14 protein-coding genes and 1 pseudogene are annotated in these 14506 nt (G+C 73.1%); 3 read left to right on the forward strand and 12 right to left on the reverse strand.

Going from position 1 to position 14506, the window contains the following annotated elements; translation table 11 throughout:
• Window positions 1-43 precede the first annotated feature (43 nt).
• From AC0665_RS12655 to AC0665_RS12670, 4 genes are all read right to left on the reverse strand, one after another.
• Entirely contained in the window at window positions 44-313 is a 270-nt protein-coding gene (locus AC0665_RS12655; protein WP_468632869.1) for a hypothetical protein, read from the reverse strand.
• Window positions 314-375: 62 nt separating this feature from the next.
• Complete coding sequence (locus tag AC0665_RS12660; RefSeq protein WP_478605613.1) at window positions 376-1122, reverse strand: hypothetical protein; 747 nt, start codon at window positions 1120-1122, stop codon at window positions 376-378.
• Window positions 1123-1194: 72 nt separating this feature from the next.
• On the reverse strand, window positions 1195-2856 hold the full coding sequence (locus tag AC0665_RS12665) for an amidohydrolase (protein ID WP_478704976.1): 1662 nt from the start codon (window positions 2854-2856) through the stop codon (window positions 1195-1197).
• 21 nt (window positions 2857-2877) lie between these two features.
• Complete coding sequence (locus AC0665_RS12670; protein WP_478704977.1) at window positions 2878-4374, reverse strand: APC family permease; 1497 nt, start codon at window positions 4372-4374, stop codon at window positions 2878-2880.
• A 405-nt stretch (window positions 4375-4779) separates the two neighbouring features.
• On the opposite strand from AC0665_RS12670, the gene AC0665_RS12675 reads away from it, so the two are divergent.
• Window positions 4780-5481 (forward strand): TetR/AcrR family transcriptional regulator, encoded by a 702-nt coding sequence (locus AC0665_RS12675; RefSeq protein WP_468404507.1) that lies wholly within the window; start codon window positions 4780-4782, stop codon window positions 5479-5481.
• Window positions 5482-5490: 9 nt separating this feature from the next.
• On the opposite strand, the gene AC0665_RS12680 is transcribed toward AC0665_RS12675, so the two are convergent.
• Complete coding sequence (locus tag AC0665_RS12680; RefSeq protein WP_478704978.1) at window positions 5491-7305, reverse strand: ABC transporter ATP-binding protein; 1815 nt, start codon at window positions 7303-7305, stop codon at window positions 5491-5493.
• Window positions 7306-7550: 245 nt separating this feature from the next.
• Window positions 7551-8405, reverse strand: a complete 855-nt coding sequence (locus AC0665_RS12685) for an aldo/keto reductase (RefSeq protein WP_468404513.1) — start codon at window positions 8403-8405, stop codon at window positions 7551-7553.
• A gap of 74 nt (window positions 8406-8479) precedes the next feature.
• On the opposite strand from AC0665_RS12685, the gene AC0665_RS12690 reads away from it, so the two are divergent.
• Both AC0665_RS12690 and AC0665_RS12695 read left to right on the forward strand, forming a co-directional pair.
• A complete protein-coding gene (locus AC0665_RS12690; protein ID WP_468404515.1) occupies window positions 8480-9136 on the forward strand; it encodes a DNA-binding response regulator in 657 nt (218 codons plus the stop codon).
• Between the two features lie 142 nt (window positions 9137-9278).
• Window positions 9279-9521, forward strand: a pseudogene (locus AC0665_RS12695) (zinc-dependent alcohol dehydrogenase); the annotation flags it as partial.
• Here the strand turns inward: AC0665_RS12695 and AC0665_RS12700 are convergent.
• From AC0665_RS12700 to cbiQ, 6 genes are all read right to left on the reverse strand, one after another.
• Entirely contained in the window at window positions 9516-9848 is a 333-nt protein-coding gene (locus AC0665_RS12700) for an STAS domain-containing protein (RefSeq protein ID WP_478605600.1), read from the reverse strand. The pseudogene AC0665_RS12695 and the gene AC0665_RS12700 overlap by 6 nt on opposite strands.
• Window positions 9845-11167, reverse strand: coding sequence for a PP2C family protein-serine/threonine phosphatase (locus tag AC0665_RS12705; RefSeq protein WP_478605597.1), 1323 nt, complete (start codon window positions 11165-11167; stop codon window positions 9845-9847). Before AC0665_RS12705 ends, AC0665_RS12700 begins: the two co-directional genes overlap by 4 nt.
• Entirely contained in the window at window positions 11167-11970 is an 804-nt protein-coding gene (locus tag AC0665_RS12710) for an alpha/beta fold hydrolase (RefSeq protein WP_478606250.1), read from the reverse strand. Before AC0665_RS12710 ends, AC0665_RS12705 begins: the two co-directional genes overlap by 1 nt.
• Window positions 11971-12043: 73 nt before the next feature.
• On the reverse strand, window positions 12044-12700 hold the full coding sequence (locus tag AC0665_RS12715) for a maleylpyruvate isomerase N-terminal domain-containing protein (RefSeq protein WP_478605595.1): 657 nt from the start codon (window positions 12698-12700) through the stop codon (window positions 12044-12046).
• 203 nt (window positions 12701-12903) lie between these two features.
• Window positions 12904-13758 carry an energy-coupling factor ABC transporter ATP-binding protein gene (locus AC0665_RS12720; RefSeq protein WP_468632884.1) on the reverse strand — a complete coding sequence of 285 codons (855 nt, stop codon included), beginning with the start codon at window positions 13756-13758 and terminating at the stop codon, window positions 12904-12906.
• A complete protein-coding gene (gene cbiQ / locus AC0665_RS12725; protein ID WP_478508642.1) occupies window positions 13755-14504 on the reverse strand; it encodes a cobalt ECF transporter T component CbiQ in 750 nt (249 codons plus the stop codon). Before cbiQ ends, AC0665_RS12720 begins: the two co-directional genes overlap by 4 nt.
• Window positions 14505-14506: the final 2 nt, after the last annotated feature.

Below are 14506 nucleotides of genomic sequence, written 5' to 3' on the forward strand. Positions count from 1 at the left end.
CGCGACAGGGGATTCGCAACAGGGCCTCCCACCCTACTTCGGCTCAGAGGTCGCGTGCCCGTACGTGCAGGTGACCGGCACGGGGGTAGGCCGGCGGCGCTGAGGGCAGGCGCGTGGTCAGTACGTACCGGCTCTTCTGCGCGACGCGGCAGGAGGCCCGGTCGTTCACGGTTGCGCTCGTCCACCGGCGCAGGGCGTCATCCCGGTGCAGCTCGACCAGGTCGGCAGCGTCCGCCGGGCTCCAGGGACGCAGTGCGAGAGCAGGGGCCGACGGTGTCGCGTCCACCTGGAGCCGTGCAACGATCTTCTCCATCGGCCGATCGTATGCGGCGGCCGGACCGTCTCCTCCTTTCGGGAGGATCAAGGCGAGCCGAGTCAGGGCCAGTTGGGCGCGGCCTGTGGTTGTGGCTGCGGTGGGGTGGGCGTGTCGTCGTCCAGCTCGCCACGCAGCGCGCCGAGGGCGAAGGCGGTCATGGACGCCAGGATCAGCAGCGCGAGCGGGCCCCAGATCGCCGGCAGGGCCCACAGCGGCCAGTCGTTGGCGGCCTGTGCCCAGAGCGTCAGGATCGCTGTGGCGCCCAGACCGACGCCGTGCCACCGCACCATCCTCGCGGCCCTCACGTGGCGCTCCCTGCCCCGCGCGAACAGCGGCCACAGACCGCCGACGAGGGCCGCGAGGCCGAACGAGAGGCAGGCCAGCGCACCGCCCAACCGGTCCTCGGGCCACCCCACAGGACCGTCGGACGTCTGCTGGCGCCGTCCCTCGGCGTCGCGCACCTCGACGACCCGGCCGTGCCAGATCACACCGACGACCTTCTCGCCCGGCTCCATCTCGGACATCACGGGCTCGGTGCGCCGGAACGTCACCTCCCACGGCTTACCGGACGGCAGCACCAGTTCCGCCTCCGGAGACTCGTTTCGCCTCCCGCCGTTCACGGCGGCGCTCCGTACGGTGAACTCCCGCTGCCACCGGCATCCCGAGGCCTCGACGGGAACCGCGGCACAGGCCGGCGCCGCGTGGTACTCCCGCTCCCGCTCCAGCGCCCCGCGGACCTCGTGGGCCGACGCCACTCCGACGCCCAGCGTCACGACGGCCATCAGCAGCCACACCACGGACCGCATGGCCCCGTCCCCCGACGACCCCACCGCGTCCCACCCCCTCCGCGTACGGACCCCGGAGCATTGGAACACGGCTCACGCGCCGCTGTGGACCCGCCTGCCCTCGACGAACGTCTCCAGAACCCGGGTTTCGGCGATCTCCTCGGGCGGGCCCGCGAACGGGTCACGGTCCAGGACGACGAGGTCGGCCGCCTTGCCGACGGCGATGCTGCCGGTGAGGTCGTCGAGGTGGTTCACATGGGCGCTGCCCGCGGTGTACGCGGCGATGGCGGTGCCCAGGTCGAGGCGCTGCTCCGGGAAGAAGGACGGGGTGCCCTCGGGGGCGTCGGGCGAGACGCGGTTGACGGCGACATGGATGGCCTGGAGCGGATCGGGGCTGCTGACGGGCCAGTCGCTGCCGGCCGCGAGGGTGGCCCCGGCCCGCAGCAGATCCCCGAAGGGGTACTGCCGGGCCCCGCGTTCCGCCCCCAGGAAGGGCAGGGTCAGTTCGTCCATCTGCGGCTCGTGGGCGGCCCACAGCATCTGCAGGTTGGCGCTCGCCCCCAGCGCCCTGAAGCGCGGCAGGTCGTCGGGGTGGACGACCTGGAGGTGCGCCAGGTGGTGACGCGTGTCGCGGTGGCCGCCCGCGGCCCGGGCGGACTCCACGGCGTCCAGCGCCTCGCGCACCGCCCGGTCCCCGAGCGCGTGGAAGTGCACCTGGAAGCCGTGCGCGTCCAGCTCGGTGACGTACTTCCGCAGCTCGCCCGGCTCGACGAAGCTGATGCCGCTGTTGTCCGAGGAGCAGCCGCAGCCGGTCAGATAGGGGGACAGCAGGGCGGCGGTGTGGTTCTCGGCGATGCCGTCCTGCATGATCTTCACCGTGCAGGCCCGGAACCTGTCCCGGGTCAACTCCTCTCTGCGGGCCACGAGTTCGGGTATCTGCTCGGCGCCGCGCTCGCGGTCCCACCACAGGGCGCCGACGACCCGGGCGGTCAGCAGCCCGCGGTCCAGCGCCGTCAGATAGGCCGGAGCCGGATCGGTCAGGTTGGCGTACGTGCCGACGATGGCGTCCTGCCAGGCGGTGACGCCGTGGGAGTGCAGTACGGCCTGGGCACGCAGCAGACCGGCGAGCTGCTCCTCGGGTGTGGGGTCCGGCACCAGCCGGCCCACCAGGTCGACCGCGCCCTCCTGGAGCATCCCGGTCGGGTTGCCCTCGGCGTCGCGCTCGATCCGGCCGTCGGCGGGGTCGGGGGTCCGGGCGTCGATGCCCGCGCGTTCCAGGGCCCGGCTGTTCACCCAGGCGCCGTGGTGGTCCCGGTTGGGCAGGAAGACGGGCCGGTCGGGGACGACCGCGTCGAGGGCGGCGGCCGTGGGGGAGCCGCCGGGGAACGCCTCCAGGGACCAGCCGCCCCCGGTGATCCACTCGACGTCCGGGTGGGCGTCGGCGTACGCCCCGATCCTGCGCAGGTACGCGTCCGGGTCGGTGGTGTCGCCGAGATGGCACAGGCCGAGCTCGAGACCCGCCCCCATCGGGTGGACGTGGGCGTCCTGGAAGCCGGGCAGCAGCAGCTTCCCGGCGAGGTCGACGACCTCGGTGCGCGGCCCGATCAGCGCGCGCACCTCGTCGTGACCGACGGCGACGATCCGCCCGCCGCGCACGGCCACCGAGGTGGCGCGGCTGCGGGCCGGGTCGACCGTGTGCACGGGACCGCCAGTCAGGACGAGGTCCGCGGGGCCCTGGGCAGGGGGGTGTGACATCGGGGTGAACTCCAAGGAGGGTCAGGCCGGCGTGCGGTCCATCGGCAGGGTGAGGGCGTCGGCGTCGGTGCCGCGCCCGGTGGTGAAGTAGGGCGAGCGCCGGACGTACTTGGCCACGGCGGCCATGCCGAGGCCCGCCAGCACGATCACGGCGGGCAGCGAGAACATGAACCAGCCGTTGTCCGGACTCAGTTCGAAGTGGTCGCTCATGGTGAGGTACGAATATCCGAGGTAACCGCCCAGCCCCAGCAGCACCAGCCCCGACGCGGCGGGCACACCGACACAGAGCAGTGCCTCGCGTGCCCCCTCGTGCCGCGCCGAGCGGAAGCGCACCGCGCAGGCGAGTGCGGTGAGGCCGTAGTAGAGGGCCACGATCAGGCCGATGGCGTTGACGGCGGCCAGCAGCATGTCGCTCAGCTGCGGGATCGCGAAGGCGAGCAGGGCGATCACGGCGGCGACCGACATCACGACGACCGTCCCGGCGGCCGGTGTGCCGTAGCGCGGGTGGACGCGGGTCCACAGCGGGCCCATGGTGCGGTCCCGGCCCATGGCGAGCAGGCCGCGTGCCGTGGGGATCAGGGTGGCCTGCACGGAGGCGACCGCGGAGAACATCAGGGCGAGCAGCGGCAGGGTCGCCCAGGGCTCGGCGGCCAGCTTCTCCCCGAGGTGGCCGAGGGCCTGGGGGCCGTTGCGGACGAGTTCGGCCAGGCTCATCTCCCGCTGGAAGGCGACCGAGGCGAAGAGGAACAGGCCGAGCATCGCGAACAGCGCGATGAGTCCGCCGCGGGCCGAGTCGCCCGGGTCCTTGGTCTCCTCGGTGACGCTGAACGCCGCGTCCCAGCCCCAGAAGAAGAACACCGCCAGGACCATGCCCTGGGCGAAGGCGGTGCCGCTGGAGATCTCGAACGGGTTGAACCAGGACAGGGACACCGCGTGGTCGCCGGTGACCAGGGCCCAGCCGCAGAAGCCGAGCAGCACGGCGTACTCGAAGACCAGCAGGGCGAACTGGAACCGGGTCGCGCTCCGGACGCCGGTGACGGCCAGGGCGGTGAGGGCGAGCAGCACCACCAGCCCGACCGTCGTGCAGACACCGGTGGACGTCGGGTCCAGGGCGACGCCGGCCAGGCTGCGCAGCCCGGCCTTGTTGGCGAAGGCCAGTACGACCGAGCCCATGATCGCGCTGGTGTAGGCGCAGAAGATCACCGAGCCGGCCAGCGTCACCCAGCCGGTCAGGAAGCCCGGCCATGGTCCCAGGGATCTGCCCACCCAGGTGTAGCCGTTGCCGCAGTTGGGTTCGGAGCGGTTGAGACGGGCGTAGGCGAGGGCGATGCCCAGCACCGGAAGGAACGCCAGCAGCAGGAGCGCGGGGGCCTGGAGGCCCACGACGGTCGCGATCGTGCCCATGCCGATGGCGATGCTGGTGGTGGCCGCGGTGCTGGACGCGGCGATGGCGACGCCGTCGACGACACCGAGGGAACGGCGCAGCGCGGGGCGGGGCGGGGGCGGTGCGGACGACATGAGGGGCTCCTCGGGGGACGGGGTGGGAAGAGCCGCGCGGGACTGTGATGGAACAGCCGGGGCCCGTATTGGGTCAACCCTGTTGACGTAAGGCGCCGGGGGCCGTTCACTGCGTTGAGCGACGAGTCGCCGGACGGCGTGTGGCCGCCGGTGCGCGACAGATGTCAGGTGGGCCGGAGGCCTTCGGTGCGGCACAGGCCTTCGGTGCGCCGCAGGTCTTGCGTGCGCCACGGGCCTCAGACGGGCCAAGACCTCCGGCGGGCCGTGGGTCCTCAGGCGGGCCAAGGCCTCAGGCGGGCCACGGGTCGCAGCGGGCCAAGGCCTCAGGTGGGCCGCAGAGCCTTGGGCGCGCCACAGGCCTCAAGTACGCCACGCCTCAGGCGTGTTCAGGAGAGGAGCCCGGCCATGAGCACCCGAGTCCCGCAGGAACGCAGGCGCCGCAGACCGACCCGGTCGGGGGTCCTGCTGTCGGAGGACCTGATCGTCCAGACCGCGCTGCGGCTGATCGGCGAGCACGGGCCCGAGGCGCTGAGCGTGCGCCGGCTCGGCGCCGCCCTGGGCTGTGACCCGACCGCGCTCTACCGCTACTTCCACGGCACCGACGACCTGGTGCTCGCCATCGCCGACCGGATCATCGGCGACGCCATGGCCGGGTTCGCGCCCGGGGACGACTGGGTGGCCGCACTGCGCGAGATGGCCCTGCGGGTCCGCGCGGGCTACCTCGCCCATCCGCGGGCGGCCGCGATGGCCGCCCACCGTGTGACCCGGCGCCGCAACGAGATCCGTGCCGTCGAGACCGGGATCGGCCTGCTCCTCGGCGCGGGCTTCCCGCCGGCCGACGCCGCCCGGCTCTACCTGGCCTTCATCGACACCGTGCTCAGCCACGCCGCCACGGAGGCGGCGTTCCACGCGCTCCCCGCACAGCGGCGCGAGGCCGACCACCGGTCGTGGCGTGACGTCTACCAGGACCTCGACCCGGTGGCCTACCCCTCCCTGACCGCGGTACGACCGGAGCTGCCCGCGATGGCGGACAGCTCCTTTGAAGAGGCGGTGGATCTCCTGCTGGAGGCCCTCGCGGCCCGGGCGCGGGCCCTCCCGGGCGGGTAGCGAACCGCGCTACAGCGCCTCGGCCCGCCCGGAGGTGTCGTCCAGGAAGCCGCCCGACTGGTGCTGCCACAGCTTCGCGTAGGCGCCCCCGACCGCGAGCAGCTCCTGGTGGGTACCCTGCTCGACGATCCGGCCGCGGTCGAGCACGACGAGCTGGTCCATGCCGGCGACCGTGCTCAGCCGGTGCGCCACCACCAGCGCGGTCCGCCCGTCCATGAGCCGCCACAGCGCCTCCTGGACCAGCAGTTCGCTCTCGGAGTCCAGGGCGCTGGTCGCCTCGTCGAGCAGCAGGATCGGCGCGTCCCGGAGGATCGCACGCGCCAGGGCGACCCGCTGGCGCTGCCCGCCGGACAGCTTGACGCCGCGCTCGCCCACCATGGTGTCGAAGCCGTCGGGCAACGCGGCGGCGAACTCGGTGACATGGGCCGCCTCGGCCGCCCGGCGGATCTCGGCGTCGGTGGCGTCCGGCCGGGCGAAGGCGATGTTGTCCCGCAAGGTGCGGTGGAACATCGCCGGGTCCTGCGGCACGTAGGCGATCCGCGCGCGCAGGTCGGCCTGGCGCACCTTGCTGATGTCCTGGCCGCCGACCAGGATGCGGCCGCCGTCGATGTCCGTCATCCGCAGCAGCAGCCGGGTGAGGGACGTCTTGCCGCCGCCGGACCGGCCGACGAGGCCGAGCTTGGCCCCGCTCGGCACATGCAGGTCGAGGCCTTCGAACAGCGGCCGGCCGCCCCGGTGGGCGAAGGTCACCTTCTCGAAGCGGACGTCGGCGGCCCGCGGCCGCAGCGGCTCCGGCGTCTTCGGGTCGAGCACGGTCGGCGGTGTCAGGAGCAGCTCGGTGAACTGCGCCGCCTCCGTCATCGAGCTCTCCAGCCTCCGGTAGATCTGGTTGAAGTCGAACATGATCCGCGTCGCGTTGTTGTAGTAGGCGAAGGCGACGACGATCGCCTCCACCCCGTGCGCGTCCCCGGCGAGCAGGACCGCGAGCAGCAGGCCCATCACGTTGGTGAGCACGGACATGGGTGCGACCAGCGTGTCGATCCGCAGGTTGCCGTAGTCCCACGAGCGGATGGTGAGCCGGCGGGACATCGCGACCCGTGAGCGGTGTTCGGCGGCCTCGCGCTCCTCCGCGGCGAACGCCCGGACCGTGTCCATGTTCATGAGGCTGTCGGCGACATGGCCCGACACCCGGGCGATCGCCTCCTCACGCTGGTCGACGAGCCGCTGCCGCCGCCGGATCAGGGGCACGGCCAGCACGGCCGTCAGCGCGATCATGACCAGCAGTCCGGCCACGAGCAGCGGTTCGTAGCCCCAGAGCACCACCGCTCCGAAGGTCAGCGGCACGAGATTGCCCATGATCTGGAACGTCAGCGTGTCGACGAACGGCTCGAACCGTGACGCGAAGCTGAGGACGCGCTTGGTCAGCGAACCGGCGAAGTTGTCGTGGAAGAACGCGGCGTCCTTGGCGAACAGTTCGTCCATGCCGATCACGTAGAGGTGCTCGATGCCCAGGGCGTCGAGACGGTTGAGGCAGTGCAGGGCGATCCGCCACAGTGTCTCCGCGACCAGCAGGACACCGGCGAAGGCGAGCACGTACGGCAGCATCGAGCCGGCCGTGACGTCCTCGCCCCCCGCGATGTCGCCGATGAGCCTGGCGACGATCAGCGGCGCGATGTAGTTGATTCCGATGTTGCCCAGCGCCGAGAGCAGCATCGCGGGTGCCGTCCACCGGCGTAGCCGGGACAACTCCCGTCCGTAGTAGCGAAGTGCGAGCAGCACCGAGCGCCTGCCCGGTAAAACCCTGTGTGTTTCCGGCGTTTCCATCCCACCCCTGTGTCGTCCTGTGGCCGCCCGCCACGCCGTGCGCGCGGGCAGGGGCCGTCGCCGCAACGGATGTGTGAGGTTTCGGGTCGAGTCCGGAAGTGTCCCGCGACGCCGGCCACGGCGTCCAAGCGTTTTCCGGCCGGTGAGTGGTGCGCGGGGAGCGCTCTGGGGCGCGGCGGGCGGATTCGGGGTGGGACGGTCGCGCGCGTCGGCGAGCGGCGGGGCGTGGTGCCCCTGCCGGTGCGTCAGGCGAGGTCGGAGAGGTCCTGCGAGGTCAGGGCGATGGACCGGGCGGCCATGTTCTCCTCCAGGTGGGCGAGGGACCCCGTGCCGGGGATGGCCAGCGTGACGGGGGAGGCCGCCAGCAGCCAGGCAAGGGCGATCTGCGGGACGCTCGCCCCGTGCCGTTCCGCCACCTTGGCCAGGCGGTCACCGGTGAGGTCGCCGAAGCCACCGCCCAGCGGGAAGAACGGCACGAAGGCGATGCCGGCCTCCTCGCAGGCGGCCAGGAGCCGGGCGTCGTCGCGCTTGCCGGCGTGGAAGTGGTTCTGGACGGCCGCCACGGGCGCGATCGTCCGGGCCTCGGCGAGGTGTCCGGAGTCGATGTTGCTCAGCCCGAGATGGCGGATCAGCCCCTCTTCACGCATTGCGGCCAGCGCCTCGAAACGGGCGGCCACGGACTCGCCGCGCGGCGGTTCCATCAGGCCGATGCGCAGATAGACCAGGTCGAGCCGGTCCACTCCGAGGTTTTCGAGGTTCTCCTCGACCAACGGGCGCAGCGCGGCGGGGTCGTAAGTCTGTGTCACGCCTCCGTCGGGTGTGCGTGCGGGACCGACTTTGGTCGCGATGACCAAGCCCTCCGGGTAGGGGTGCAGGGCCTCGCGGATCAGGTCGTTGGCGCGGACGGACCGGTCGTCGCTGGTGTAGAAGGAGGCGGTGTCGATGTGGTCGGCGCCGAGGGCGACGGCCCGGCGCAGAACGGCGCGGCCGGTCTCGGGGTCCCGGGCCGGTCCGGTGAAGCCGTTCGCGGGCAGACGCATGGCGCCGAAGCCGACGCGGCCGACCGGGAGGTCGCCGCCGATGAGGAAGTCGTTGGTCATGAACGCAGCCTCGGCGACGGGGCGTTCCGGACGCCAACGCGTGGCAATGAGCTGCCACGGGGCAGAATGGCCGGGTGGCAGACATCGTGACGGTCCGCGGTGACCTCGATTTCGTCGCGCGCACCGAGCACCTGTTCTCCTCGGTCCGCGAGGAGTTCGTCTGCGCCGTCCGCGATCTCGGCACCTTCTCCGAGCTGCGCCGTGCCCGGCAGGCCTCCTACGGGTGGCTGCGCGAGCCCGGCGGCCCCCAGGTCCGCAAGCTGTGCGGCCCCGCCGTGCTGGCCGACGAGCGCGGCCGCGAGCACCTGCGCGACATCGCCGCCCGGGGTGCCCGGGTCCGTATCGCTGCGACGGCCCTGCCCCACGAGACGATCATCATCGACCGCAGGTACGCGATCCTCGCCGGCCTGGACGCCCCGGGCGGCCGCGAGTACACCGTCACCTCGGGGGCCACCCTGGTGGGCGCCGTGTACGCGCTCTTCGAGGCTGCCTGGGAGAGCGCCCTCGACCTCGGGGCGTTCCTGGACGGGGACCGACCCCGGCTCGACGCCGTCAGCCGCAGGGTGCTGCGCGCGCTGGGGTCGGGCGCCACCGACACGGCGGCGGCCAAGGAGCTCGGTATGTCGGTGCGGACGTATCGCCGCCGGGTCGCCGAACTGCTCGACACCCTCGACGCGGGATCGCGCTTCCAGGCCGGGGTGCGCGCGGGGGAACTGGGCCTCGGCGGCTGAGGACCGGCGGACCGGTCCCGCCGCGGTCGAGGGAACGGTGGCCATGTGCCGCGCCAAGCGCAGCACACGACCGCTGGGCCGCACGGCCGCTCAGCTCGAGGCGCTCGTCGCCGGCGCGATCCGGGACCGACCGCGCAGCGGCGAGAGCGCGGGCGACCACTTCCGCCCGGGCGAGCTGCCGCTGCTCGACATGTACCTCACCGGCGTCACGCTGCGCGTCGCCCGCGACAACGTACGGGCTCACCTGCCCGACGCCCTCGGGCCCGCCGCCTCCGGCACCGTGACGCCCGGGAAGGCCGTCTCCCACGTCATCGACCGGGAGGACCTGCCGGCCGCGCTGCCGCAGAAACACCTCGAGCCGGTCTTCGTCCGGGCCGGGTCATGACGCGGCGCTGGAGCCGGCGCGCAGGGTGAAGACCTGGTCGAGGCCGACGAGGGTGAGGACGCGCAGCAGGTTCGCCGGTACGGCGGCCAGGACGAGGTCGGCGCCGGCGGCCAGGGCGTGCTGGCGGGCGGCGAGAAGCGCGGTGATGCCCGAGGAGTCGCAGAACCGAAGTCCGGACAGGTCCAGGACCAGGCACTGTCTCGGCGACAGGGAGAGCTGGTCGAGCCTGCCGCGGAGGACGGGGGCCTGGTCGAAGTCCAGGTCGCCGGCCACGTGCAGCACGGGGCCGGTCGCGGTGTCGCGCTGTGTGACGGTGAGTGGGTTCATGAGGTGTGATGCGTGGCCGGAGCGGTGACGGAAGGAGCGGCGGGTACGCCGAGGGCGAGCAGGGCGGTGTCGTCGTCGAGGCCGTCGCCGAAGCTCTCGAGCAGCTCGGTGAGGGCGGTGATCACCTCGTGCGGTCCGGCGGGCGCGTGCTTCTCGGCGAAGGCGTGCAGGGCGTCCTCGCCGTACAGGTCGTCGCGGCCCTCACCGAGGCGGGCCTCGGTGAGGCCGTCGGTGTACAGCACGAGCGTGTCACCGGGCGCCAGGACGGTCTCGGCGGTGCCGATCGGCGCGTCGGGGAGCACGCCGATGAGCAGTCCCCCGGGGGTCGGCAGGAAGTCGGCGCGGCCGTCGGAGCGGAGGACGAGCGCCGGCGGGTGACCGCCGGAGGCGAGGCGCACGCGCGTCGGCCCGTGCTCGCCGCCCGGCTCGACGATCCCGAAGATGCAGGTGCAGTACCGGGGGTTGCCGTCACCGGTGTACCGCTCGTGCAGCACGGCGTTCAGCGTGCTCAGCGCCGAGGCCGGATCCGGGTCGTGGTGGGCCGCGGCGCGCAGCGTGTAACGGGTCAGCGAGGTCAGGGAGGCGGCCTCCGGGCCCTTGCCGCACACGTCGCCGAGGAAGAACGCCCACCGGTCGCCGGTGACGGGGAACAGGTCGTAGAAGTCGCCGCCGAGCTGGTCCGGCGCGGCCGTGTGGTAGTGGACGGCCGTCTCCAGGCCCGGCACGACGGGCAGCGAGTCCGGCACGAGGGAGCGCTGCAGGACGGCGAGCGCGTCGGCCAGCCTGGCCCGGTCGGCCTCCGCCTGCCGCCGTGCCTCGTCGGCCTGGGCGCGGGCCCGCTCGGCCTCCCGGCGGCGGTGCAGGAGCTCGTTCTCGTAGGCGCGGCGGTCGGAGGCGTCGAAGACGGTGATGCGGATCAGCAGCGGTTCACCCTCGGTGCCGTGCTTGATCACGGCGGAGACGAGCACCGGCAGCGGACCGCCGCTGCGGCGCCGCATGTCCAGGGCGATGCCGCGCAGCTCGCCCTGCATGCGCAGCAGCGGAGCGAAGTGCGTCTCGTGGTACAGCTTGCCGCCGACGGTGAGCAGGTCCGTGAAGCGCTTGCGGCCCGCCACGTCCTCACGGTCCAGGCCGAGCCAGTCCAGCAGCGTCGTGTTGATCTTGGCGATGGTGCCGTCCATCATCGTGGACAGGTAACCGCAGGGCGCACACTCGTACAGGTCCTCCGCGCTGTCCTCCAGCAGTGCGGAGAAGGCCGCGTCCGTGCTCGCGTCGCCCCCCGTCCCGGCGGGCTCCGGTACGCCGCCCGTACGGCACATCACTTCAGTGACTCCAGGAAGCCGAGGATCGCTTCCGTGGTGGCATGCGGCGCGCTGAGCTGCGGGCAGTGGCCGGTGGCGTCGAGCGTGACCAGGCGGGACGCGGGGATCGCCGCGTGCACGTAGGCGCCGACCTCACGGGGTGCGATGGCGTCCTGCTCGCACTCCAGTACGAGCGTCGGCACGGCCACGTTCTTCAGGTCCTCGCGGCTGTCGGTGAGGAACGTCGTGCGGGCGAAGACACGGGCGATGTCGGGATCGGTGGCGCAGAAGCTGTTGGTCAGCTCCTCGCCCAGCTCCGGCCGCTCCGGGTTGCCCATGATCACCGGGGCCATCACGGACGACCAGCCCAGGTAGTTGGCCTCCAGGGAGGCGAGCAGCTCGTCGATGTCCTCCGTGCTGAAGCCGCCGCGGTAGCCCTCGTCGTCGAGGTAGCAGGGCGAGGGGGTCACCATGACGAGCGCCCCGATGCGCTCCGGGGCGGCCTGCGCGGCCAGCACTCCGACCATGGCACTGACCGAGTGCCCCACGAACACCGCCTGCCGCAGGTCCAGCTCCTCGCAGACGTCGACGACGTCGGCGGCGTAGCCCTGGAGCGAGGAGTACCGCTCCTCGTTCCATGCCCCGAGGTCCGAGCCGCCGGAACCGACGTAGTCGAACAGCACCACCCGGTAGCGCTCGGCCAGCGCCGGCACCACGAGTCGCCACATGTTCTGATCGCAGCCGAACCCGTGTGCCAGGAGCAGCACCGGCGCGTCGTCGCGGCCGATGACGTTGACATTGTTCCTGCTGCGGATGTCCATACCGCCCATGCTCCCACCTGGACCGGGGTGGTTCGACGGCGGGCCCGTGAGCAGGGTCTTCGCGACGGCGACGTCAGCCCAGGTACAGCGGTACCTTCGAGGCCAGTGCGCCGAGCCCGTCCTGCTCGGCCGCGGTCGGCGCCCGCCTGCCGGTGCCGATCAGCAGTGCGTCCACGTCGTGGAAGGTGGACGGGAAGGGGCCTCCCGCGATCCGCTCCAGCATCTCCCGGGACCGGGCGAGCCCCTCAGCGGGCGGCTGCTCCGCGTCCGGGAGGTAGGCGATCAGGTCGAGGTGGTGCAGCGTCCACTCCATGACGTACGTGGAGAGGAAGTCGCCCACGGTGAGGACCTCGTCACGGGTGCCGACGCGGCCCGCGGGGTCGGCGAGCAGGGCGGCACGGCCGGCGGCGGACCCCACGTCGTCCAGATGGAACTTCAGCAGGTTCGGGTCCTCGTACGCGGCGGCCAGCCGGACGGTCAGCGCGTCGAGCGGGTCGTCACCGGTCGGCGGCGTGTCGGAGACGTCCCAGTACGTCAGCGCGTCACGGGTCGGTTCCCGGTCGGAGGGAGTGGCCAGCGTGATCAGGACGTCCTGCGCGTCGACGATCAGATGGCACACCAGGTCCCGCACCAGCCAGCCGGTGCAGCCGGAGGGCCGCCCGAAGTCCTCGTCGCCCAGCTCGGCCACCGCCGCCCGCAACGCCGCCCAGGTGTGTGAGAAGAGATCCACCTCGGCACCGTAGTGCGGCGCCGCGACGCCGGACAACCACATATCGGACGACCGCCCGGTCGGCGGATGCCCGGCAGTGCGAAGGCGCCCGCCGGGGCGGACGCGCGGCGGGGCAGACACGCACGGTGGGGCAAGCGCGCCCGGCGAGGCGAGACCGTCAGGCGGGGCGCGCGCGCCCGTCGGTGCGTTCGTACGCGCACGCCTCAGCCCGCGACGCCCCCCGGCCGCGCCGCCGTGAGGGCGGCGAGTTCGTCCGGTGTCCGCGGTCCCGGTTCCGCGGCGGACAACAACCCCTGGGCGCGCAGGAGTTCCGCCGCCGCCGCGCCCCAGGGCAGCCGCAGCCCGGCCTCGCGCAGCAGATCGGTGCGGGCCAGTGCCGTGGCCGCGGGCCCGGTACGGACACCGGAGGGGGTGAGGAGCGCCGCGTCGTCGGCCCAGCGCAGGGCGAGGTCGACGTCGTGCGTGGCCATCACCACCGTGGTGCCGGCGGCGCGCAGCCCGTCGAGGGTCGTGAGCAGCCGTTCCTGGCCGTCGGGGTCGAGCCCTGCCGTCGGCTCGTCGAGGACGAGGACCCGTGGCCGCATCGCGACCGCGCCCGCGATGGCGGTGCGCTTGCGCTGCCCGTAGGAGAGCAGATGGGTGGGCCGGTCGGCCAGGGCCGTGATGTCCAGCGCGGCGAGGGCCTCCGCCACCCGCGCCCGCACCTGCGTGTCGTCCAGGCCCAGGTTCAGCGGCCCGAACGACACGTCCTGTTCCACCGACGCCGCGAACAACTGGTCGTCCGGGTCCTGCACCACCAGCTGCACGGTCGTCCGCAGCCGGGTCAGACCCTTGCGGTCGTACGACACCGGCCGCCCTTCGAGCGTCAGCCGCCCCTCGTGGGGCCGCAGTCCGCCGGAGAGCAGCCGCATCAGCGTGGTCTTGCCGCTGCCGTTGCGGCCCAGCAGCGCGAGCGCGCGGCCCTCGCGGATCTCGAAGTCGAGGCCGCTGAGCACGGCCGGGCCGTCCTCGTAGGCGAAGGACGCGCCCCGCAGGGCGACGAGGGCGGGCTCGCTCATGTCAGCGGCCTTTCCAGTACGAGGGTGAGGACGGCCAGCCCCGCGAGCAGTGCGCAACTGGCCGTCGTGAAGCGGACGGAGACCCGGGCCTCGGGCACCAGGACGCGCAGGGTGCCGTCGTAGCCGCGTCCGGCGAGCCCGGCCTGGAGCCGGGTGGCCCGGTCGAAGGCCCGGACGAACGCGGCGGCGCCGAGCCCGGCCAGGGAACGCCACTCCGCGGCCCGGCCGGTGTGCCCGAGCCGGGCCGCCTGGGCCTCCCGGATGCGGCGCACGGAGTCCAGCAGCAGGAAGCTCATCCGGTACGTCACCAGCGCGACGTCCACGACGGGCGCCGGGATCCCGGCCCGGATCAGGCGCGGCAGCAGGTCGGACAGGGGTGTGGTGAAGGCGAACAGCAGCACGCCCAGGGAGGCCGCCGAGGTGCGCAGCAGCAACTCCCCGGCCCGGACGGGGCCGTCGGGGGCGAAGGAGACGAAACCCCCCGGCCCGCCGACCTGGACCAGCAGGGTGACCGCGCCGGTCACGCAGAAGCCCAGCGGCACCCGGTAGGCCCGCCACAGCCGCCGCGCGGGCACACCGGCCGGCCCCAGCAGCACCACCAGGGCCGTCAGGAGCACCAGGGCCGCACCCGGCCAGGGCGGCAGGGAGATCGCGAGCACGGTGAGGCCGAGCCCGAGCACGGCCTTGTCCACGGGATGGCGGCGGCGCCAGCGACTGCTGTGCGCCGCCGCGTCGATCGGCAGCACCC

Source organism: Streptomyces sp. NPDC043685, assembly GCF_056436585.1.